The 23114-nt window shown below is 55.5% G+C and carries 19 protein-coding genes; 14 read left to right on the plus strand and 5 right to left on the minus strand.

Translation table 11 applies throughout. From position 1 onward, the window contains the following. Window positions 1–50: 50 nt before the first annotated feature. Both panC and folK read right to left on the minus strand, forming a co-directional pair. Complete coding sequence (gene panC / locus SH678x_RS01215) at window positions 51–917, minus strand: pantoate--beta-alanine ligase (protein ID WP_496921058.1); 867 nt, start codon at window positions 915–917, stop codon at window positions 51–53. 16 nt (window positions 918–933) lie between these two features. Further along, complete coding sequence (folK, locus tag SH678x_RS01220) at window positions 934–1665, minus strand: 2-amino-4-hydroxy-6-hydroxymethyldihydropteridine diphosphokinase (RefSeq protein ID WP_496921059.1); 732 nt, start codon at window positions 1663–1665, stop codon at window positions 934–936. Window positions 1666–2442: 777 nt separating this feature from the next. Between folK and hemE the strand changes: the two genes are divergently transcribed. The 4 genes from hemE (at window position 2443) to SH678x_RS01240 (ending at window position 7784) form a co-directional block, all read left to right on the plus strand. Beyond that, window positions 2443–4374, plus strand: a complete 1932-nt coding sequence (gene hemE / locus SH678x_RS01225; RefSeq protein ID WP_496921060.1) for a uroporphyrinogen decarboxylase — start codon at window positions 2443–2445, stop codon at window positions 4372–4374. Window positions 4375–4470: 96 nt separating this feature from the next. After that, window positions 4471–5001 (plus strand): bifunctional 3-hydroxydecanoyl-ACP dehydratase/trans-2-decenoyl-ACP isomerase, encoded by a 531-nt coding sequence (gene fabA, locus SH678x_RS01230; RefSeq protein ID WP_496921061.1) that lies wholly within the window; start codon window positions 4471–4473, stop codon window positions 4999–5001. 85 nt (window positions 5002–5086) lie between these two features. Further along, the gene (gene fabB / locus SH678x_RS01235; RefSeq protein ID WP_496921062.1) at window positions 5087–6301 is read left to right on the plus strand and encodes a beta-ketoacyl-ACP synthase I; all 1215 of its coding nucleotides are present in this window, start codon (window positions 5087–5089) and stop codon (window positions 6299–6301) included. Between the two features lie 118 nt (window positions 6302–6419). Further along, window positions 6420–7784, plus strand: coding sequence for an ATP-binding protein (locus SH678x_RS01240; RefSeq protein ID WP_496923104.1), 1365 nt, complete (start codon window positions 6420–6422; stop codon window positions 7782–7784). A 40-nt stretch (window positions 7785–7824) separates the two neighbouring features. Here SH678x_RS01240 and SH678x_RS01245 read toward each other — a convergent pair whose 3' ends face one another. Next, window positions 7825–10215: a hypothetical protein gene (locus SH678x_RS01245; protein WP_496921063.1), complete on the minus strand. Its 2391-nt coding sequence runs from the start codon at window positions 10213–10215 to the stop codon at window positions 7825–7827. 138 nt (window positions 10216–10353) lie between these two features. After that, window positions 10354–10620 carry a hypothetical protein gene (locus tag SH678x_RS01250; protein ID WP_496921064.1) on the minus strand — a complete coding sequence of 89 codons (267 nt, stop codon included), beginning with the start codon at window positions 10618–10620 and terminating at the stop codon, window positions 10354–10356. Window positions 10621–11082: 462 nt separating this feature from the next. Between SH678x_RS01250 and SH678x_RS01255 the strand changes: the two genes are divergently transcribed. The 8 genes from SH678x_RS01255 (at window position 11083) to SH678x_RS01290 (ending at window position 20941) form a co-directional block, all read left to right on the plus strand. Then, on the plus strand, window positions 11083–11574 hold the full coding sequence (locus SH678x_RS01255) for a TPR end-of-group domain-containing protein (protein WP_496921065.1): 492 nt from the start codon (window positions 11083–11085) through the stop codon (window positions 11572–11574). Window positions 11575–11875: 301 nt separating this feature from the next. Further along, window positions 11876–13069, plus strand: coding sequence for a glycoside hydrolase family 76 protein (locus SH678x_RS01260; RefSeq protein WP_496921066.1), 1194 nt, complete (start codon window positions 11876–11878; stop codon window positions 13067–13069). 255 nt (window positions 13070–13324) lie between these two features. Further along, on the plus strand, window positions 13325–13678 hold the full coding sequence (hpf, locus tag SH678x_RS01265) for a ribosome hibernation-promoting factor, HPF/YfiA family (RefSeq protein ID WP_496921067.1): 354 nt from the start codon (window positions 13325–13327) through the stop codon (window positions 13676–13678). 159 nt (window positions 13679–13837) lie between these two features. Then, complete coding sequence (locus SH678x_RS01270) at window positions 13838–14311, plus strand: PTS sugar transporter subunit IIA (RefSeq protein ID WP_496921068.1); 474 nt, start codon at window positions 13838–13840, stop codon at window positions 14309–14311. Between the two features lie 85 nt (window positions 14312–14396). Beyond that, a complete protein-coding gene (locus SH678x_RS01275; RefSeq protein WP_496921069.1) occupies window positions 14397–14702 on the plus strand; it encodes an HPr family phosphocarrier protein in 306 nt (101 codons plus the stop codon). A 315-nt stretch (window positions 14703–15017) separates the two neighbouring features. Further along, window positions 15018–16760: a phosphoenolpyruvate--protein phosphotransferase gene (ptsP, locus tag SH678x_RS01280; RefSeq protein ID WP_496921070.1), complete on the plus strand. Its 1743-nt coding sequence runs from the start codon at window positions 15018–15020 to the stop codon at window positions 16758–16760. Between the two features lie 249 nt (window positions 16761–17009). Continuing rightward, window positions 17010–18653: an Rne/Rng family ribonuclease gene (locus SH678x_RS01285; protein WP_496921071.1), complete on the plus strand. Its 1644-nt coding sequence runs from the start codon at window positions 17010–17012 to the stop codon at window positions 18651–18653. Window positions 18654–18859: 206 nt separating this feature from the next. After that, window positions 18860–20941, plus strand: a complete 2082-nt coding sequence (locus SH678x_RS01290; RefSeq protein WP_496921072.1) for a serpin family protein — start codon at window positions 18860–18862, stop codon at window positions 20939–20941. A 31-nt stretch (window positions 20942–20972) separates the two neighbouring features. On the opposite strand, the gene SH678x_RS01295 is transcribed toward SH678x_RS01290, so the two are convergent. Then, window positions 20973–21446, minus strand: a complete 474-nt coding sequence (locus tag SH678x_RS01295; RefSeq protein ID WP_496921073.1) for a GNAT family N-acetyltransferase — start codon at window positions 21444–21446, stop codon at window positions 20973–20975. A 230-nt stretch (window positions 21447–21676) separates the two neighbouring features. Between SH678x_RS01295 and rplU the strand changes: the two genes are divergently transcribed. Next, window positions 21677–21991: a 50S ribosomal protein L21 gene (gene rplU / locus SH678x_RS01300; RefSeq protein WP_496921074.1), complete on the plus strand. Its 315-nt coding sequence runs from the start codon at window positions 21677–21679 to the stop codon at window positions 21989–21991. A 2-nt stretch (window positions 21992–21993) separates the two neighbouring features. Beyond that, a complete protein-coding gene (locus SH678x_RS01305) occupies window positions 21994–23019 on the plus strand; it encodes a class I SAM-dependent methyltransferase (protein ID WP_496921075.1) in 1026 nt (341 codons plus the stop codon). Window positions 23020–23114: the final 95 nt, after the last annotated feature.

Consider the following 23114-nt stretch of genomic DNA (forward strand, 5'->3'; position numbering starts at 1 on the left):
CAACACTTAGTGCAGCGTAAAGTCCGACCTCACAGAGTTCGGCCACAGGCTTACCCAATCGAGCAATTATCAATCAATCGCGCTTGACCAACTCGCGTCGCGAGGGCGATCACCGTGGGGCCAGCAAGCGTTTCGACGGCTTGCACGGTTCCTGGTTTCACGAAGGCGATGTAGTCGATTTGCGTGATCCCCGCGTCGTTGAGGCAGGCGCGCATCGAAGCGGAAATTTTCGCGGCACTTGATTCGCCTTGCTTGTAGAGAGTCTCTGCGAGCTGGAGCGATTTCCAGAGCGTGCCGGCTTGTTGGCGTTCGGCGGGATTTAAGTAGGCGTTGCGTGAGCTCATCGCGAGGCCATCAGCTTCGCGGACCGTGGGGCAGACGATGAGCTCAATCGGTAAATTGAAATCCGCAATCATCTTTTCTACGACCAAAGCTTGCTGATAATCCTTGCGGCCAAAGAACGCGCGGTCGGCGGGGATCATTTGAAACAGCTTGAGCACCACGGTCGCCACGCCGCGAAAATGGCCGGGACGAATCTCCCCTTCGAGCGGCTGAGCAACTGATCCCACTTCGACGAACGTTTCGTGCCCTGGCGGATAAACTTCCGCGGCCGTGGGAGCGAAGACCAACCAACAGCCGCGCGCGGCGAGCATTTCGCAATCTTTTTCCAAGGTGCGCGGATAGCGGTCTTTATCTTCGGTTGGGCCAAACTGCGTGGGATTCACAAAGATACTCACAACCGTGCGGTCGCACTGCGCTTGCGAGGCGTCGACCAAACTGAGATGGCCTTCGTGGAGCGCCCCCATGGTCGGAACGAATCCCACCGTCTCGCCCGCGCGTTGGGCATCGATCACGGCGCGACGAATCTCTGCAATGGTGGTCACGATCTGCATTTTGTGTTGGAGTTTCGTCGTCACGGTTTATTTTGTTAGTTCAATGAGGCCAAGCTGCATGGATGGCGGCCAACGATTCATGCAGGATCAGTTCGCGATCTTGCGTGCTGATCGGCACGACGGGTCCTTGCCGTGGGCCGGGATCGTCGAGGGCAATGAGCATCGTCGGCTGCTCGGAAGCAGACACCAATTCTATCGCCGCCGGGCCGCCTTGGTCACGACCTTCTGGCTTGAGCCGTTGGGAAAGTTCTTGGCTGAGCCACTCGGCATGTTGTGGTTCGCGAGAAAATACGCCGACTTTGCGGGGCTTGGTTTGCCAGTGTTCAAATAAGGCGGCAATCGTCCAGCCAGTGCGGGGATGAACCATTTCGCCAGCAATCTCCGCGGCGGGTGCCAGTACGAAGCTGCGAAACTCCATCCGCGGATGAGGAATCTGCAAATTCGGTTCATTAATCACACGTTCGCCCATCAAACAGATATCGATATCAATCGTGCGGGCATCCCAGCGTTGGTGTCGCGTGCGGCCCAATTGTGTTTCGAGATCGCGCAGCAAGCGTGCCAGTTTTTGCGGTTCAAGGCTTGTATCAACCAGAACCGCGCCGTTGAGAAATGCAGGCTGCTCGGCTGGTCCCCCCACGGGCGCTGTTTCATACCAAGAACTTCTGGTGAGAAGCTGCGTGTGTGGCAATCCGGCGATCAATTGCACGGCGTGAGCGAGAGTTGCCGCGCGATCACCCAAATTCGCACCGAGAGCTAATAAACAACGAGTCATGCGATGGACATTCGGCTCAGAAAAAGAACAAGGGTTTCGAGCTTTCACTCGAAACCCTTGTTCTAGCATCCATGCCAAGTTGAAAACATCGGGAGGGACCTCCGAATCGCGAACAAAAGCTCGCCGACTGTCGCTCCAGTCGATCGCCGCCCCCCGGATTTCCAGCAAATCTTAGTGAACATAAGACGCGTGAATACGTCGGATCACAATGTTTTCGTGAATGTTGTTCCTTGGAAAAAGCGTACCGGTAAACCAACTCAAGTGCGTTGTGACGCTCCCAAGTTTGCTAAAACCATACCGAGCCGCCCGATGAAACCTGCCCAAGCCATTTCGCTAACGTCTCAAGAGCAGCGATGAACTGCTGGCGTGTTGCGAAATGCGTACCAAATCAAGCTAACGAGATGAACAGCGTGCGATGCTATTCAGTTGAATGCAATCACTCATCAACTTCTCTGTTCCCCAGGAGGCAATTTTGCGAAGTTCAAGGCAAATGTCAAGGAAGTATTTTACGCGTTAATCTTTTTCTCAAACCACGATAAGTTGTGGCCGCTTTCGCTTGACAAGTCTTTGTTAAAGTGTGTCGAGAAAACGCAGGCAGAGGGTCTGTAACTTCACTCTCGTGTCGTAAAGTGTTACACTAGGACCCAACAAACAACGCTGATCGTGCCGTCGATTTCTGGCCGAACAGTAGAAAACAATCAACTCCCTTTTTTGCAAATTCATTACGAGTTCCTTGCCGTCGTGGTACTCGATCGGAATTGCCATACGGGTCATGCGATGAGTACTCAAGCCGTCACGAATTTCTCAGGCTTACGCATTGTCTCGCTCGAAAGTCGCCGCGCCGTCGAAATGCAGCGGATGATCGAAAAGCTCGGCGGCGTCGCATTGGTCAGCCCCTCGCTGCGGGAAGTCGCGATCGCAGAGCATCGCCCCGTCGTTGATTTTGCCAACCATTTAATCACCGGCCAAGTCGACATCGTGCTATTCCTCACCGGCGTGGGAATCCGTCAAATGCTCGAGCATTTGGATCGCCACGTCGATCAGCAGCGATTCCTCGATGCCTTGGCCGATGTGAAAACAGTCGTCCGCGGTCCTAAGCCGCTGGCCGTGATGCGCGAGTTGGGTATCACGCCGACGCTGCAAGTTCCAGAGCCCAACACCTGGCGGGAAGTGCTCGAAACGTTCGACGCGCATTTGCCGGTCGCGAATCAAGTCGTGGCCGTTCAGGAATATGGCGTTCCTAACGTCAGTCTCATCGCGGGACTCGAAGCCCGTGGCGCGAAGGTTGTTTCCGTGCAAGTCTATCGCTGGGAATTGCCCGAAGACATTGAACCGCTGTCGGAGAACATTCGCCAAATCGTCGCCGGCAATGTCGATGCTTGTCTGTTTACTTCAGCTCAGCAAGTTGTGCATCTGTTGCAAGTCGCCGAGCAACTCGGCGTGGCGGAACAATTTCGCGATGGGATGCGTCGTGTGGTTGTCGCTTCCATTGGACCCACCACCAGCGAGATGCTCCGCAAGTTAGGACTCCCCGTCGACTTTGAACCGAGTCACGGCAAGATGGGCCAATTGGTGAGCGAGCTATCACAAGTTGCCGAAGAACTCGTGAAGCGCAAACGCCGAGTCGCCGAGCGGATCGCAGCTCAAGTTGCCCCCGCGCTCTCGGGCAAACCGCCCGCTTGGTACAACAGCCCCTTCATGAAAGCCTGTCGTCGTGAGCCCGTGCCCTACACACCGATTTGGTTGATGCGCCAAGCGGGTCGTTACATGGCGGAGTACCGCGCAGTCCGCGAGCAAATGAGCTTTCTTGAATTATGCAAGAATCCTCAGCTCTGCAGCGAGGTCATGTGTACGGCGGTGGAAAAATTGGGGGTCGATGCCGCGATTATCTTTTCTGATTTATTGCCAATCTTGGAACCGATGGGAATGGACTTGGAGTTCCTGCCGGGCGATGGACCGAAGATTGATAACCCCGTGCGTGAAGCGCACGACGTCGATCGAGTGCTTGAACTTGAGAACGTCGATGCCTTGAGCTTCGTCATCGATACGGTCGCCCAAACGCGCCGCGATTTGCCCGAAGGGATTCCCGTGATTGGTTTCGCGGGGGCACCTTTTACTCTGGCCAGCTACGCGATTGAAGGGGGATCGAGCCGCAGCTTTTTGCACACCAAGACACTGATGTACCGTGAGCCGTCGGCATGGCACGAATTGATGCAGCGCTTGTCGCGCTCCATCGTGCTTTACTTGAACGCACAAATCAGCGCTGGCGCACAAGCCGTGCAACTGTTCGATAGTTGGGTGGGCTGTTTGGGGCCCGCCGATTACCGAACCTTTGTCCTGCCGCATGTGCGGTCCATCGTGGACGGGATTCTTCCGGGGGCACCCGTAATTCATTTCGCCACCGGCAACCCCGCGTTGTTGGAGTTGATGGCCGAAGCCGGGGGGGATGTGATTGGCATCGATTGGCGGATCGGGCTGGCCGATGCCTGGCAGCGCGTCGGTACCGATCGGGCCGTCCAAGGAAATCTGGACCCACTTGTGCTGCTAGCTGATCGCGACACAATTCGTGCTCGTTCCCAGGAAGTTTTGGCAGCTGCCGAGGGGCGGCCTGGGCACATTTTTAATTTGGGGCACGGCGTGATGCCGCAAACCCCGGTTGATAACGTGAGATTTCTCGTCGATTTGGTTCATGAATTATCTACCCGGTAGGCGTTTTTGGTTCGCCCGAATCGTGATCGTGGCTTGTCGCCAACGCCTTCCTAGGCGATCATAACTTTTCTGTCGCAAGTATTCGGAATCGTGATTATGTCAGACCTCCCCAACCGTCGCTCAAAATACAGCCGTGAAGAACTCGTCGAACATGGCCATGGTCGTGTATTCGGCGACGACTTCGCGCGTTTGCCGCTCCCTCCGATGCTGATGTTCGATCGGATCACTTCGATCACCCGCGATGGCGGAGAAAGCGGCCTGGGGCACATCGAAGCGGAGCTCGATATCAATCCCGACTTGTGGTTTTTCCAATGCCATTTCGAAGGCGATCCCGTGATGCCGGGCTGCTTGGGTCTGGATGCCATGTGGCAGCTGGTCGGATTTCATTTGGGCTGGCAGGGCAACAAGGGCAAGGGCCGCGCACTGGGCGTGGGGGATGTGAAGTTCACAGGCATGGTGCTTCCCGATGCAAAAATTGTCTCCTACCACGTTGAGATGAAGCGCGTGATTACCCGCCGCTTGGTCCTGGGCATCGCCGACGGAATTATGAAAGTCGATGGCAAACCAATATACGAAGCACGGGGTCTGCGGGTGGGATTGTTTGAAGACATACCTAACACGCTATGATCGCCCAGCACACTAGGATGAGTTGGCACGCTAGGATCGATTGGCGGACGGCATGAGTCTCGACCAGAAAAATTGAAGGCAAAGTATGAAACGGCGCGTCGTTGTCACCGGATTAGGAATCATTTCGAGCATTGGCAACAATGCCGACGAGGTTACTGCCTCGTTGCGAGCAGCCAAGAGCGGCATCGTTGCCGCGCCTCAATACGCGCAATATGGTTTTCGTAGCCAAGTCGAAGGCAGTGTGAAGCTGGACTTGGAAGCAGCGATCGATGCCAAGACCCGACGCTTCATGGGAGACGCCGCGGCTTACACCTTTTTGGCCATGGAAGAAGCCGTCCGCATTGCGGGTCTCGAAGAGAAAGATCTCAAGAATGATCGCACGGGCTTGATCGTCGGTTCGGGTGGCCCCTCGACGCGCGTAATCGTCCAATGCGCCGACATCACCCGGGAGAAGGGTGCCAAGAAAGTCCGCCCCACCGTTGTGCCCAAGGCCATGTCCAGCACCTGCTCGGCGGTGTTATCAACGCACTATGGAATTCGTGGCTGGAACTATTCGATTAGCTCCGCCTGTGCCACGTCCTCGCATTGCATCGGCAATGCCGCGGAGTTGATTCAATGGGGCAAGCAAGACGTCATGGTCACCGGCGGCGGTGAAGAGCTTGATTGGACCCTCTCGGTGTTGTTCGACGGCATGGGCGCGATGTCTTCCAAGTACAACGACACGCCGGCGATTGCGTCACGTGCTTACGACGTCGACCGCGACGGCTTTGTCATTTCTGGCGGCGGCGGCATTTTGATTTTGGAAGAACTCGAACACGCGAAAGCCCGCGGTGCGAACATCCTCGCCGAGATTGTCGGCTACGGTGCTACCTCCGACGGTTTCAGCATGGTCGAGCCCTCGGGTGAAGGGGCCGTCCGCTGCATGCGGATGGCACTCGAAGGCGTGGATGGCCCGGTCGACTACATCAATCCGCATGCGACTTCCACACCCGTGGGCGATCTCAAGGAAATCGGCGCCTTGCGCGAAGTGTTCGGCGACAAGTGCCCGCCGATCTCAGCCACGAAATCTCTGACCGGCCATTCGCTGGGTGCGGCAGGAGTGCAAGAAGCGATCTACACGCTACTGATGATGCAGAACAACTTCATTTGCGAGTCGGCCAACATCCAAAATCTCGATCCCGAGATGGCCGACATGCCCATCGTTCGCAAACGGATCGACAACGCGAAAATGGATTGCGTGCTATCCAACAGTTTCGGCTTCGGCGGTACAAACGCGACGCTGGTGTTCCAACGGGTGTAAATCGTTAGCCGCAAGTCGCAGCGCGTCGCAGACGCGCGCGATAGAACGTCGCGGTTCCAAACGTGTTCCCTGATTTGCTAGGCCACAGGTGGAGTTAGGCAATTAAGTTGCCGTTGCGATTGCTGAGGCACGAAGTTGCTCGGTGGAAATCCTGAACTATCGCAAGGACGGTCAGTCGTTCTGGAACCAATTGGCGATTACCCCTGTTTTGGGTGCAGCGGGACAATTGACGCACTTCGTTGGAGTGCAGACCGATATTACAGAGCGCCGTCGCCTCGAAGATCAGTTCCGACAGGCGCAGAAGATGGAGGCCGTTGGCAGGCTCGCGGGCGGCGTGGCGCACGACTTCAATAACCTGTTGACCATCATCTCGGGGTATAGCGAACTTCTGCTCGAAATGCCCGATCTTGATCCCGAACTTCGGGAATTAATGGTGAGGATCAGTGAAGCTGGCGAGCGAGCCACCGCACTCACCCGGCAGTTGCTTGGCTTCAGCCGCCAGTCGCTGCTGCAACCCCAGGTAATCGACTTGAATGCCCTCATCACCGAGAACGGCAAAATGCATCGCCGACTGATCGGGGAAGACATCCTGTTTACAACGGTGCTCGATCCCCGACTCAGTCAGGTTAAGGTAGACCCAGGCCAACTGGATCAAGTCATGATGAATTTGGCCGTGAACGCCCGCGACGCCATGCCCCAGGGTGGCAAGTTGACGATCGAAACGCGCAACGTGCAGTTCAGCGACGAGTACGTTGCCGCGCATCCAGACTGCAAGCTGGGCCACCACGTGATGCTGGCGCTAAGCGACACCGGCTGCGGCATGACGCTTGAGATTTTGGCTCGGATCTTCGAACCCTTCTATACGACCAAGGAAGTCGGCAAGGGGACCGGATTGGGTTTGGCCATGGTGTTCGGGATCGTTCAGCAAAGCGGCGGGAGCATCGAAGTCACCAGCGAGCCGGGTGGGGGGACCACATTCAAGATTTATCTCCCCGCCGTGTCCGAACAAGTCTCCGCGAAAAGTGACATGGATTCGCCTTTCGGTAGCGGGGGGCCCGAGACGATTTTGCTCGTCGAGGACGACGAGGGAGTCAGGGGCCTAGCACTAAGGTGCCTGAAGATGCAGGGCTACGAGGTGCTGACAGCGACGGACGGCAAGGACGCCCTGAGAATCCTAGAATCACACCGCGGACCACTCGACCTGATTCTTACAGATGTTGTGATGCCGAACGTTGGCGGCCCCGAACTGGTCCGGCAACTGAAGACTAACTCATCCGACGTGAAAGTGCTCTACATGAGTGGCTACACCGATGACGCGGTTGTACGACACGGATTGATCGATTCCGAGGTCGCCTTCATCCAGAAGCCCTATACGCCGCAAGTTCTATTGCAGAAAGTCCGCCAAATTCTGAATAAAAAAAAGGCAACGGAAGTGCTCTTTGACGCGTTCTTCGCTCGCTGGACTTCTCTCCGAAGCCCTTGAAAAGTTGAATGAGATCCCCGTCACTCGCGGGTTTACGCTCTTACGGCAACGGCAAAAATTCATCGTCGGCAATTTCACGACGAATTTTTTCCACCGCGATTTGGCGACTACGTGGAATCGCATCAGGACGATAGCCTTTGTAATCCGTCGTTCCCTTGAGCTCGTCCAAATTGTAAATCGCAAGCACACGATAATCCAAGTTTTCGTCTTCCAGCCAACGAATTAAATCCAGCAGCACGCCCTGCTTGAGCTCGTCGCGGGTCAGGCCAATCTGCTCGGGCGTAAAGCCGCGGAGCATCGCGTACAGATCTTCCCCCGCTTCGGGGCCACGTACGTTGATAAAGTCCTCGTGCAGCTTGATCGCCAACTGCGGATCCTGAGCGATGGCTTGCCGCATCGCTGCAATGTGCGGTCGCCAAACGATGCGTTGGTCGCTATCGTTGAGGGACTTGATAAATGGTTCAAATTCGCCCACATACAAACTCGCTTCCGAAGCCATGCGACGGTTTTCGCGATTTGGAGTATCTGTCAATTCAGCGATGCTCAACTCAACCGGTTGTCCGGGCACAAGCTGCTGATTAAGCACATTGCTGGCACTGCGTTCCAAGCTGGAGACTGATTCTTTCTCGATCCAAGTCGGCAAAGTCGCAATCGCTTCGGGAACCGTGTCTGCGCCATTAACAGATTTCCAAGCCGAAGGAGCCTGGATTGATTCTTGTGCGCTGTTTGCACCAATCCATACGGCCGAGCCACTAGCAAGATACCAATTGATCTCCACCGCGGCGGGTGCCTTTTCATAATCGGTTCCTGGCAGAAACAAGCGACGAACTTCCACCGCCAAACTCGCAGCTTTCTGTAAGCGAACTTCATGAGTCGTGCCGCCCACGTTCAACTTGATATCGCGTGCCCCGGCATCGGCATTCAAAATCAATCGACCATAGTTCATATCAATGACCAGTGGCTCGTTCCCTTCCTCCGTAACGATCTGTTCAGGAAGTGTAAGCTGCGTACCACCTGCCAGATAAGCGTTGATGTTGCCCAACACAACGTGCGAACGGTACTTAGGCAGCGTGAGCAACGTGTCCCCCACTGTAATGACGGCCTGCGGTGGAAATCTGAGCCATTGCTCAGTTTCGGGAAGAAAGCGGAGCAAAACATCGTCTACACCGCGGTAGGTGCCTAATTGCGCTGGCCCCTGAGGCTCGGCTGGGACTTCGTCTTGAGCATCAATGTCCAGCGACTCATCAGGCATCGACTGAGTTGTCGCCGATTCAATGAGCTCGTTAGGATCAAGTACCGGAGGCCGTCCATCTGAGATAGATGTTTCCTGAGGCTCGGTGTCCTGAGGTGGCAAGGGAACAGTCGTGGTCGGTGGAGCATTCGCCGTAGCAACTGATGTTTCCGTGGGAATCATTGTTTCAGGTTCAGCGACAGGTGTTTCCGTCGTAGGTTCTGAACCTACCGTAGGAGCTGTCGTTTCCACAGCTTCCGTCGCAGCGGCTGGAGTTTCCAAGCTGGGCTCAGCAACAGCGGGAGCTTGATCCTCTGGTGCCGCAACGGCGGTGTCTTCGGGTACGAACGGAGGTGCCGTGTTCGTTGCATCGTCAGCAGCGTCGGTTTCGTCGGACCCGGCCGCCGATTCTTCAGGTTTTGTATCAGCGGTTTCCGCGCCGATTTGAATGTCGGTCAGATCTTCAATTTTTTCTGGTTCGGCATCGGCAATGAAACTCGGTGTCTCGGGTTCGACAAACGAACCCGACAACACATAGGCGGTGAGTCCACCCAACACGGCCAAGACTGCGGCCGTTGCCCAACGCCGTCCACGCCGACGACTATGAGCCGCCACGCGCAAATAATCGGGAAGCACTCCCGCCGGGGGGGCAGGTGCGACCGCAACAACAGTCGCGGGCGCGGCAACTTGGGGAGCATCCGGAGCTGGTGCAGCTTCAGGAGTTGGATTTGCAACCGGGGGATGAGCCGGTTCGATACGCAGCTTCTCACCGCCCTCCACGGTCTGGGGCAATTCGTACATTCGCCTACGAACTTGCGGATCGATCTCCGCCGGTTCGCCCAGCACCATCGTTAAAACATGATGGCATGAAGTCACCTCGGCGAGGTGCATGTCGGCGACCATTCCCGTATCGAGGCAAACGCGCTCGAACTCAGCAACGTGTTCGGGGGGGAGTGTATTGTCCAGATACTCGGCAACCGTGTTGGCATCGGAAGCCGGATCGGGATTCAGCACGTCATCATCTTCGCCGGCAAAGACTTCCGGCGCCCCCAAGCGCAACCGCCTTACGGTATCACGAGAACGATGGATCAACTCGGCGGCAAATTCGCTCGCCTCGATCTTCTTGCCCAAGTCTTCGTGATCGGCCGGATCGAGAATATCGTCCATGTAAGCCAACAACGTGCGCAAAGTGAGTCGCATGAGAACCTCGAAAAACGAATACCTTCGGAGCGCCCGAAAAGCCTGCGGGCGTTTGTCTGAAAGTAATAGTGCGATTCAAGGCGATGTTTCGTGCAGATAAATTCCGGAATACACCAGATGAAGTCGGAAGTACTTGTGCTACTGCGACTTAGGGTACGGAAATGCCAGCAACACAAACACCGATGCGGCCAGCAGAAAGCCCGCCACTAGCAGCGGGTGCAACGCCGGAGAAATCTCGCCGCCGGTTTCCGCAGTCAGCACGGAACTGGGTTCCCAACCGTCGACGGTGCGCACCCAGGCGGGAATCGCGGTCTGCACTTGCCGATCCGCCTTGGCGAATTCGAGATGGCTCAGGAAACCGCTGAGGGTGGCAACGGTTGCGATGATCAACAAAGAGCGAAGCACGGCACGCCATTCGGAGAAGAGAGAAAAGCAGTGATGTCGCTCCCCTGGAGCGACCATGGCACGGCTTATCGCAAGAGACATTCCGTGGTGCGAATTAGCGAAAATCCCCGAAGATTTCGCCAGCGTAGTTGCCCGCCGTTGCTGAAAGACAACGGATGTTGTTGAGCAAAAGCAACATGCAAAAATTGCAAGTGCGCGCTGTGGATAGCGCGCTGACATCAGCAGCGCTGAGCTGCACAGGCAGAGTTTGCCCTTCGCGCGCAATCGACACCTTCGGGCAACTCTCGTTTCGCGGAGCGTGTTGCTCGAAACTTGAAAACAAGCGCGCAATTTTTCACAAAACTTTTTGAGTCGCGCACTTTTGCGAGTAAAATCAAAGTAGTCTCTTCAACTTTCTTTTCGATTCCCAGTTCTCGTCCGAGTATTGCCTTGCTTCCCATGTCTCCCCCTCTTAGAGAACGATTGCAACGTACCCGTCGCGAAGCCGAGGGTTACCTCGAACTTGGCATGCCCGAGCATGCCTTGCGCAGCTTGCAGCGTCAGGGCAAAATCGTTCATGGCGACGCACGCGGTTGTTACTTGCTTGGCGAATCATTGCGTGAACTACGTCGTTACCGCGAAGCAATCTTTCCCTTGCGTCGTTGTTTGGAACTGATCCCTGACGACGTGCACGTGTGGATGGCGCTCGGTTGGTGCTACAAACGAATCGGCGATATGCCCAAGGCCATTGACGCCCTGGAACACGCCGTCACGATCGAACCAGGCCAAGCCGTGCTGCATTACAACTTGGCGTGTTATTGGAGCTTGGCCCGCGATCGCCGCCACGCGCTGCGGAGTTTAGCTCGCGCTCTCAACATCGACGGCAATTTCCGCGACTTCATCGCCGACGAACCCGACTTCGATCCGCTGCGCAATGACCCGTTGTTCAAGAACATTGTGGGCGTGTTGGATTGAGCGGACTTCTGCAGTTTCGCTAAGCCGCGAGCGACTTGGAGATCATTTTCAAGACTTCCAACTTGGCATTGTGCAGGAACTGCGCATCCGTCTGAGGCAGACTCCAGCCGGTAAATTCCTCCCCGCTTACGCGGGAAGTTCGCCAAACATATCATATCCGTGCGGCGTCGTTTAAACGATCGCGGTAGTGGCGTGTATCGCGAGAGACTATTATCGAATTTCTCTGTCATCAGTTCGAGTGATTCCGGCACCGCCCTCGAACTTTCGCTTATCCGCTATCCCCGTTGTGAAGAGGCCTGCCGTGCGTCAATGCTTACCTTTAATTGTTGCGTGCCTGTGCATCTCCATTTTGAGTCTGTGTGCCTTCGAAGCGCACGCGCAAATCGATTTCAAAACTTTGCGGACTTGGGGATTCGAAACCGCCAACGCAATTGATAGTTCGCTCAAAAAGCCGGGGTCGAGCTTGTACGCCGAAATGGCGGCGATCAATGGCGCGCAAAGCGGTGGGTTCAACGGTCACGCGTTTGTTTGGCCAGCGGCGACCCAGTTTCGTGCGTTGAACTCGCTGACACAGATGGATCCGACAGAATATTCCACTGTGCTGCGCAATTTTTCTGATGAGTTGCACACCCGCTATTGGAACGCAGGGTATCGATCGGGCGCAGGAGGTGGCGATCGTTTCTACGACGACAACGCCCATTTGGTGGTTTCGCTTACCGAAGCCTACAACCTGACGAAAGACCGGGTCTTTCTTGATCGTGCCAAGCAAACCCATGCGTTTGTGTTGCAAGGCGAAGATTCGGTGGCGGGCGGGGGGATCTATTTCAAGCAGTTCGATTTTTCATCGAAAGACGCGATCTCGACGCTGCAAGCCGCGCGGGGAGCGGCGATGCTGTACAACGCCACGGGCGAGCAACAATATCTGGACGACGCCACGCGGCTGCTTACGTGGTCGAAGACGCACATCCAGCGTTCGAATGGATTGTTCAGCGAACGCTGGAACATTGCCACGAACATGAGGGACGGCGTCGATTTGGTGAACTCGGCGGGGATCGCCATATCGACGAATCTTGAGCTGTACAATGCCACGGGTTCGACGGCTTATCTGACCGAAGCCCGGCGGATCGGACTGCGATCGCTGACGCGGTATTTCGACAGTGCAACCGGTCGGATCAACGACGAAGGCTACTGGGCCTTTGAATTGGTCGATGGGTTGGTCAACCTTTATCGGCACGATGGCAACACAAATTGGCTCGAACGGGTGGATCGGGCACTCCATTGGTTGCACGACAACAAACGGGATCCGCGCGGTCACTACGGCCTGTTTTGGGGTCGCAATGGGGCCCAAACGGGGACGCTTAATATCTGGGAACTGAATAATCAAGCGGCAGTGGCACGGGCTTATCTCTATACTGCCGCGGTGATTCCTGAACCGGCGAGCGCGGTGCTTCTTGGCATGGCGATCGTGATTTCGACGGGGCGGAGAGGGCGGTAACAAGCAAACCCCGCGAGCTTCGTCAAGCAGCGTAACACGCCAAAATTTGCTTGACTTGGCGTAAGATCACCCGGCATGAAGGCACTTTTCCCCGAAAGAGTCGGTTTGTCGATTGGCCCAGAAACCGCTAGAATGGGGTGCTGGACGGCACCTGCTGGTTAGCTCCGCTACCCGCTGCGTGGGCGGTCCGTCGTGACTTTGGCAAATTGACGTTCTCTCGGCGCGCTCGACGCGGCGAATTCAGGAGTTGCACCGGTGCAGATCAGCGTTTCAGTTCGGCATGGCCATCTTAGCGAGGCCAGCCAGGAGAAGTTAAAGGCCAAGGCCGAAAAGTTTGCCCGGATTTTTGATCGCTTGATGTCGATCGAGCTCATCGTGGATTTGAACGACGAGCAGGCTCCACAAGTGGCGATTAATTGTTCGGCCGAGCACAAGCACGATTTCGTGGCTCACGCAACTTCCGACACGCTGCTTAACGCGTTCGACAGCGCGGCTGGCAAGATCGAACAGCAGTTGCGTAAGTATAAGGAACGCTTGCAGGAGCGTCATCGGGGCCCCGGAGCCAAGCACGTTGAGGTTCCCGTGGGAGACGACGAATCAGACGAATAAGGTTACAGGCGGTCTCGGTAAGCAATGCCGAGTTCGCGTTGAAGAATAATAGCAAGTTATCATTTTATCATTGAAAAACTTCCTCGCTGGGAAACCGGTGGGGAAGAATTGTCGGCGCGAGTTGAGCCGTCATTTAAGCAATCGAGGTAGAAGGTCATCATGAAGTTTGTTGATTTTGTAAGTCGCGATGCAATTCGAACGAATCTCGACGTCGACAATAAAGAGCAAGTGATTCGCGCGATGGCGAATGCGTTGCTCGAAGCGGGCAAGATTCCAGCCGACCAACATGAGAGCATCGTCGAAGCGATCCTCAAGCGAGAAGAATTGGGCAGCACGGGGATTGGCCGTGGCGTGGCGGTGCCTCACACGAAGCACCCCAGCGTGAAGGAATTGGTCGGAACGGTCGCCGTGATTGATTCGGGCGTCGATTTCGATAGCCTCGACGGCGAAAAAGTACATTTGCTGTTTATGCTCGTGTCGCCGCCGGATCGTCCGGGCGATCACCTGCGGGCACTCGAGAATATCTCGCGGCAACTGCGTGACGAAACATTCTGTCGTTTCTTGAAGCAGAGCAAAGAGCCCGGCGACGTGTGGCAATTGCTCGAAGAAGCCGACAACAATCAGTTTGTATAAGGAAATGTCCAATGTTCCATGACCGAATGCCCAATGGTTTTTTCATTGGTCACTTATGGTTTGGTCATTGGTCATTTTAATAACGATGAATTTGCCTTGCGCACAACGAACGGTGGTGATTCAGAACGAGCAGGGGCTGCATGCGCGGCCAGCTCAGTTGCTGGCGCGTACGGCGTTGAGTTACGAATCAAAGATTGAACTTATTTGCAACGGTCAGCGCGTCGATGCGAAGAGCATCTTGCATGTGTTGACGCTGGGGGCCGTGCAAGGGACCGAAATACTTGTCGAGGCTCAAGGGCCCGACGCGGAAACAGCTTTGGACGCAATCGTTCGCCTCGTGGAGAGCGATTTCGCGGCCGACGAAGTCATTGGCCAGGAGAGCACGGGATAAACACTCGTGATCATGGGACTGAGATTCCCAGGGATTGTCATCCTTGGGCGCAAACAGTCGCAACTTTCTGGCTGTAGAAACATGGTTGTCCAGTCAACGCACTGGGCGCGAGCGTACACACGGAAATAAGTGACGACGACATGTCGCAACAACGGAGCGCTAAACAGCAGTTGTTGACGACGCGAATCGGAGCAATGCGTGACAAAAACTCAATAGCCTGATCTGTTGAGACAGCGAGCGAAATGCTCGCTGCTGTCCTGCGAACTGCCGTTGTGCTCTCTCGCCTGCGTAGCTGGCGTGTGAAGCGAGGGCGCAATGGAACGCCTGCAAGGTATCGCCGTCTCACCGGGGATCGCCATTGGCGAGGCCTTGGTACTCGACAACGAGGGATTTCGCATTCCTCGGCGGTTCCTTCCGCGCGATGCGGTCGAAGAAGAACTGCTGCGTCTAGGGAAAGCCTTCAAAGCAGCCGAGGCTGAAGTCGAGCGGAACCGCAAGCACGTCGCCGAACAATTGGGCGACGACTACGCGGCCATCTTTTCCGCGCATCTGCAAATGCTCCGCGATCAGCGCCTGCACGACGAAATCGAAGAAATGATTCGCGTGCGGCATTATTCGCCCGAGTATGCCGTCAGCCGCGCGCTGCGGCGCTATGCGAAAGTGTTTCAATCGCTGCAAGGCAAGTACATGGCCGAGCGGGCGAACGACATTTTCGATATCGAGAAGCGGATTCTGCGAAATCTGTTGGGGCGCAGCCGCGAAGAACTGGCCAACATTACGTCGCCGGTGTTGGTGCTCGCGCATCAAATGACGCCGAGCGAAACGGCGAGCTTAAATCCGAGATTTGCGCTGGGGTTGGTCACGGAAATCGGCGGCCCAGGTAGCCACACGGCAATCGTGGCCGAGGGTATGGGCATCCCCGCGATTGTCGGCGTGGGGCCATTCCTCACCGACGTGTCGGGGGGCGATACGGTCATCATCGATGGTGACCAGGGGCAGATTATTCTGCGGCCCGACGAGGAAACGCTCGCCAAGTATCGGCACGAAGTCGAAGAGCAGCGTTCGCTCGCCGCGAAATTAGAAGTCTTGCGCGATTTGCCAGCCATCACGCAGGACGGCCAAATCGTGCAGTTGATGGGGAACATCGAGTTTCCCCATGAGGTCGAGCAATGCAAACAGCGGGGGGCTAATGGAATCGGCCTCTACCGCACGGAGTTTTTGTACCTGGGTCGCGATGACGATCCCAGCGAAGAGAATCATTACGAAGCGTATGCCGAAGTGGTGCAAGCCATGGGGGATATGCCCGTCGTGATGCGGACTTTGGATCTGGGAGCGGACAAGATGCGTTCGCTGCCCGATCCCGAAGATGAACGCAACCCGTTCTTGGGTTTGCGGAGTATTCGACTCGCGCTTCGCAATCGAGATTTGTTCCGCACGCAGTTGCGGGCCATTCTGCGAGCCAGCGCGCTCGGCGAAGTGCGAATTATGTTCCCCTTGATCGCCACGATCATGGAACTACGGCAGGCCCGCATGGTGCTTGCCGACGCGATGGAAGATTTGGAAGAAGCCAACGTGCCATTCGACCGCGCCGTGAAAGTCGGCATGATGGTTGAAGTGCCGTCGGCGATCATGATGATGGATCGTTTCGTGGACGAAGTGGACTTCTTCAGCATCGGCACGAACGACTTGATTCAATATTGTTTAGCCGTGGATCGCAGCAATAAGGACGTGGCCAACCTTTATACGGCCGCCGATCCGGCAGTGATCCGCATGATCGAAATGGCCGTCCGCACGGCCAACCAGCATAACGTGCCGATCAGCATGTGCGGGCAAATGTGTGGCAATCCTTTGTACACGATGTTGCTCGTCGGATTGGGCATGCGCTGTTTCAGCGTGACCCCTTCGGCCGTGCCTGAAATTAAACGAGTGTGTCGCAGCGTTTCGACGGATCAATGCGTTCGGGTCGCCGAGCACGTGTTGAAATTGGAATCGGCGCGCGACGTAAAAAATTACCTGAAAGAAGAACTGCATAAAGTTTTTCCCGAATTACCGTTGTGAGGTGATTCACTGCTGGACAAGCCAGCAGTGGCAACCAAGCAACACCAAGTACTGTGGCGTGTATGGCAAATCTCTTTTCCAGAAACGAACGGCCCGTCGCCGGCGAGTTGTCCCATCGGGATACTCCGCCAGGCACGCAAGCGCGCCCTGCGTTTCGCGCATTTGCCATCCACATTCAAGAACACCCGCGTTGCGAAGGAACTCTCACACTGTTGAGGATGCGTGACGCATGGATCAGAAAGAAACGTTATGAAACAGGAGATGTTGATCAACGTCGCCCAGCCGGAAGAATGCCGGATCGCGATCGTCGAGGACAATGTGCTCGAAGAGCTCTACGTCGAACGGAGCAGCCAGGATAATTACGTCGGTAATATCTATAAGGGCCGCATTGTTAATCTCGAGCCGAGCATTCAAGCGGCATTCGTCGATTTTGGCGTGGGTCGCAATGGGTTTTTGCACATCAGCGACGTGGAACCGCAGTATTTTCGTCAGGGTGGCTACGACCCCGCCAAGCTTATTGATGCCGATGGCTCGCAGGGTGGCGGTAGTGACGACGATGAAGACTGGACCGAAGACGGCCCCGCGGAAAAGAGCCGTAATGGCCGAGGTGGAACTCAAGTGCGACGTGCCAAACCAGGGGTGCGCCCGCGCGTGAAGCCGCCGATTCAGGAGATCTTCCGCCGGGGCGATGAAGTGCTCGTGCAGGTGATCAAGGAAGGGATCGGCACGAAAGGTCCGACGCTATCGACCTACATCAGCATTCCAGGCCGTTACTTGGTGCTGATGCCAGCGCTGGGGCGAATCGGCGTGTCTCGCAAAATCGAAGACGACGGTGACCGTCGCCGCTTGCGGGATATCTTGCGCGAACTGAATCCACCCAAGGGTTTGGGGTTCATCGTCCGCACGGCGGGGACCGACCGAACAAAGAAAGAATTGTCGCGCGACTTGGCGTACTTACTGCGGCTGTGGAAGGTGATCGTACGGCGGATCAAGAAGACCACCGGGCCGGTCGACATCTACGAAGAAAGCGACATGATCATTCGCACGATCCGCGACATCTTTACGAATGAAGTCGACAGCATCGTGATCGATGAACCGAAGGCCTATGAACGGGCGAAAGAGTTTTTGCAGATCGTCATGCCGCGCTACGTCAATCGATTGACTCTCTACGAAGGCAAGGAACCGTTGTTCCATAAGAACAAGCTCGACGAAGAGATCGCGCGGATCAATCAACGACAGGTGCCGCTCAAGGGTGGCGGTTCGATTGTGATCGATCAAACCGAGGCCCTAGTGGCGATCGACGTCAACAGCGGTAGCTTCCGCACCGACGGCTCGGCCGAGGAATCGGCATTCCGATTGAATCAAATCGCGGCCAAGGAAATCGCTCGGCAATTGCGGCTGCGTGATCTGGGTGGCGTGGTGGTTAACGATTTTATCGACATGCGGAAAGAACGGCACCGCCGCACGGTGGAGCGTACGCTGCGTGACGCGGTGAAGCGAGATCGCGCGCGGACGAAGATTTTGCGAACGAGCCCGTTTGGTTTGATCGAAATGACGCGGCAGCGTATCCGTCCCAGTTTACGGCGCAGCGTTTACAAGGAATGTCCGTCGTGTACCGGCTCGGGGTTGGTGAAGTCGGCCGAGAGCATGGCGATTGAAGTGATTCGCAAACTCTTAATGTGTGCCCACAATGAGCGCATTGCCCGCGTGTCGGTGACCTGCGAAGAAGAAGTCGCCAACTACCTGAACAACCGCAAACGCCGCGAGCTCACGCGGATGGAAGACGAATACAACCTGCAAGTTCAGGTTCTGAGCCGTGAAGACGTTTCGCCGGAATTCTTGAAAATCGAGTGCGAAGATGCATCGGGTCGGGAGATTCGGTTCGTGGAGTAGCAGCGACCAATTACCGGCCTATAAGCCGAGAATTATTAAAAAGTTAAGATTCACGCGGAGGGTGCTTATGCCCTCCGCGTTTTTTGTTGTACGCAAAACAACCGGATTGTTGAATCGGTAGGCAATTGCCATTAGACTACGGAGAAGCATCGCACTTTTCTGACCGATCATTAGCTGTCTATTCTCACAGGAGCGGAGAGCACGGCATGTCTCAGAGCACTCGTTTGCCACGTCATTCGTTTTACCAAGATCCTTGCCGTCCTAGGCAATTGAGAGTGGAACCCTTGGAGGATCGTCGGCTATTGACGGCATCTCGCGCGGCCGAAGCGATCAATCTATTTGCTTACGACGCCTACGAGCACATGCAGAACGAGTCGGGCAATTTGTTTTTTTCGCCATTGAGTGTTGCGTCTGCATTGACCATGGCATATGCGGGTGCTGCCGGACAAACCGCGTCGGAAATGGCCAATGTGTTGCACGTTGGCACTGAGCCAGGAATCCACACTTCATACGGCGAATTGATGGCATTATTAAATTCGCAAACGGACCCGCTCGTGGGGTTTCAAATCTCCGTAGCCAATGCAATGTGGCCGCAATTGGGGGCGTCAATTAATAGCGGTTTCGCCAACGTTGTTGAAAACGAGTACGGTGGCCACGTGCAGGCTCTCGACTATTATTCAAACGCTGAGCAGGCTGAGGACATCATCAACAATTGGGTTGAGGATCGGACCCACGGGAAGATTGAGGACTTGGTCGATGGCTTGACTCCCGAAACATACATGGTGTTGACCAATACGGTGTACTTTAAGGGTCTTTGGCAACAGCCATTTGATCCCCTATACACGACGGAGTCGGGTTTTTTCAATTTGCGCGAAGAGAACGAAGACGAAATTGATGATTACATCTTTACACCCATGATGTACACGCAGGCGAACGTGTATCGCACGGTGATTGGCGGATTTCAGGTGTTGGAAATGCCGTTCCAAGGTGGCGATTCATCCATGGTCCTTATCGTGCCAACAGGATGGTCGAACCAAACACTATCCAGCAGTGTTTTGGCAGATATTAATGAGTGGTTCGAAAGCTCCCGCTATCTTTCCTACACGGATGACATCTTGCTACCGAAGTTCGAGGTTACGGTTGCCACGAATTTCAACAACCTTTTGAGTGGGTTGGGAATGCCTACGGCATTTAGTGGTGGAGCGGACTTTTCGGAGATGACAGATGCAGGAGTGTTTATTGATAAGGTGTTCCATAAGGCGACATTGACGGTCAACGAGCAGGGTACCGAAGCCGCTGCTGCGACCGAGATAGAATTTGCCGTGTGCTTCGCAGCTGGAACGCCCGTGATGACTCCCGAGGGCGAGAAACGAATCGAAGAACTGCAGGCAGGCGACTATGTACTGGCCCGCGACGAGCACAACCTTGAAGGTCGAGTTGAGCCGCGAATGGTTGAACGATTGTTCTACGGCGAAGCGAATATTCTAGAACTACAAGTTGGCGGACAGACGATTCGCACGACTGCCCCCCATCGCTTCTTTGTTCGAGGTCGCGGCTGGATTCCGGCCGAAGAGATCAAAGTCGAAGATCGACTCTCGACGAATCATGGTGACTGGATTGAAGTGGAGCGAGTGTTGCACACCAACACGTCTGAAGCGGTCTACAATCTTCGTGTTGCCGATGATCACACTTACTTCGTTGGCGGTAGCGAGTGGAAATTCGGCGTATGGGTTCACAACGATTACGAGTCATTCGAGGCGAACCGTCCGTTCCACTTTTTAATTCGCGATAACGTCACTTCGACTATCAGTTTCATGGGACGGATCAACGATCCCACTCAGGCAAATAATAATGTCAATCCAACCGTCGCTGAGATACCGGCAAACGGCGATTTCGATGAGGATGGCGATGTCGACGGCCGCGATTTTCTCGCTTGGCAACGAGGGAATGGCGATTCCAATGATTTGGAAGTTTGGCAAGCGAATTACGGTCAAGGATCGACCCCCCAGTTGGTGGCGATTACCGATACCGCGCTGGATGATAGCGACTTTTCAACTGGTTGGCTGATCGATGTCGATGATGCCGCAGAAGACGATGACGCCTTGGTGATTCACCGTGTAACTCTATTGGAAAGTGTGAGCAATCCCGTAAAGGCGAACACGTTAACTGTGCAAGGCTTGCTGGTTGATGCCTCGATTGCTTCGCGTGGTCGCTACGGAGAAATCTCAGCCCAGGACGCGGATTGGTTAGACGACGAACTGCTGGAAGATATCTTCGGTGCTGATTAGAGAAGTTTAAGAACCTTAACCAGCGTGATATCTAAAATGATGCCGAGGATTCCAGCTTCAAGGTCATGAAAACACTGTTCCGGTCGAGTCGGTAGCCAGCGAAGGGTTCGCACTCGACAAAGCCGTGTTTGCGATAAAGTGATCGCGCGGGTTCGAAATATTCCCACGAGCCTGTTTCCAGGCTGAGGCGGGACATGTGTTTCTCGCGAGCCGCGGCGATGATGTGGCGGAGCAGGGCACTCCCCGCGCCGGTGCAGCGCTTAGCCGTGACCACGTGCATCGATTTCACCTCGCCATGATCCGGCGTGAGTGTTTTGAGGGCGCCAAAACCCACGAGGTATTCTTCGTCCCAGAGGGTCCAAAAGTCGATCTCCGGCGACTGCAAGCCACTCGCGTCCAAGGCATGGGCGCTGCCCGGCGCGGTTTGTTCCCTCGCACTCGAGAGATGGAAATGAAGGAGATCGATGACCCGCGGATCGCTCAGGTCGCCCGGGCGGATATTCATAGTTTTGCTCCGTGGTGCCAGTGTAGCGGCGAATAAAGTATGGAATGGATGAAACTCCACGGTTTTTACGAGAAAATGCACTTTAGGGCCGTCCAATTGCCCCCTCGACAGGGCGGGCGGGCTCCGGTAAATTGTGGAGTTTGGCGATTCATCTGGGCCCTTGCAGGGGACTGCCGTTCCGCCAGCATTCATCGTTTTTGTTGCAATTCTTAAGTAGTGAGTTATTTGCCATGTACGCAATCATCTTGGATGGTGGACGACAATTCAAAGTCGAAGAAGGTCAGGAACTTACCATCGACTTCCGTGATTTGCCGGCCGGTGAAAAGCTCACGTTCGATAAGGTGCTGGCGATCTCGACCGGCACGGGCGACTTGAAGTTGGGTGCCCCCACCGTGGCCGGCGCAAGCGTAGCCGCCGAAGTGATCGGCGCCGACAAGGGCGAAAAGTTGGTGGTGCAGAAGTTCCGCCGCCGCAAGAATTCACGCCGCAAGACGGGCCATCGCTCGGTGCTGACGCGTGTCAAGATCGGCAAGATCACGGGCTAGTTTTGTTACCCCCTCGTCCGGCCGAGCAACGTGCTCTCGAAATCGCTCGCACGTTTGCTGGCGAGCGAATTCTATGTATTAGTGTTGGCCGAGCGCAGGCAGCGCATGAGTTTGCCCTTGAGCGTTCTCAAGCTCAGGTTGTTTGTTGGTTTCTCGATCAACATCAGCAGCGACTGGCAGCCGGGGAAGATCACTCAGCCAATCTCTCCATCGTCTGCGAGCCGGATTTTCCACGCGATGAGTATGATTTGGCAGTGCTGCCGTTTTCGATGCGTGGCGAGGCGGAGCTCACCCGCGAACTGCTGCAGACGGCCACGGAACGCTTGCGAATTGGCGGCAAGCTGGTTGCGGCAGTCGATAATCCGAAAGATGAGTGGCTGCGTGAGCAATTGGGCGCGTTGTTCAAAAAGGTGACCAAGCATGCGTTGGCTGATACGGTTGTCTACGTCACGACCAAGCAGGAACCGCTGAAGAAGCTGAAGGACTTTCGCGCGGAGTTTGTGTTTCGCGATGGCGAACGATTGATCAAAGCCGTCAGTCGCCCCGGCGTGTTTTCGCATCGCCACGTCGACCCCGGCGCGCGGCATTTGTTCGAGGCCGCAACGATTCAACCTGGAATGCGCGTCTTGGATATCGGCTGTGGAGCCGGCACAGTGGCCCTGGCTGTTGCCGCACGCGAGCCAAGTGCCCAAGTGCATGCCGTCGACAGTAATGCGCGGGCGGTCGAATGCACGCAAGTTGGTGCCAAGCTCAACGAGCTTGCTAACGTCACGACGGAACTCAACGCTTCAGGCGAATATGCCGAGCCAGGCACCTTTGATTTGGCGCTCGCGAACCCTCCTTACTATGCCGACTTCGAGATTGGTCAACGATTTATCGATGCGGCACGACGGAGCTTGAAACCGGGCGGTCAGTTGTTGCTCGTGACGAAAAGCCCGCGTTGGTACGAAGAGTACTTAGAAGCCGAGTGGCGTGAGGTCGAGATCACGCCGAGTAAGCGGTATTTTGTGGTGAGTGCTTGGCGTTAAGTATTTTACGACCTCCACCCGTGCAATTCGGTTTGCCTCGTGCTATCTTGTGCACACTTTTAAAAGGCGAAATCACACTGACGAATAGGCAGCTT

It is taken from the genome of Bythopirellula superficialaquae (assembly GCF_059632245.1).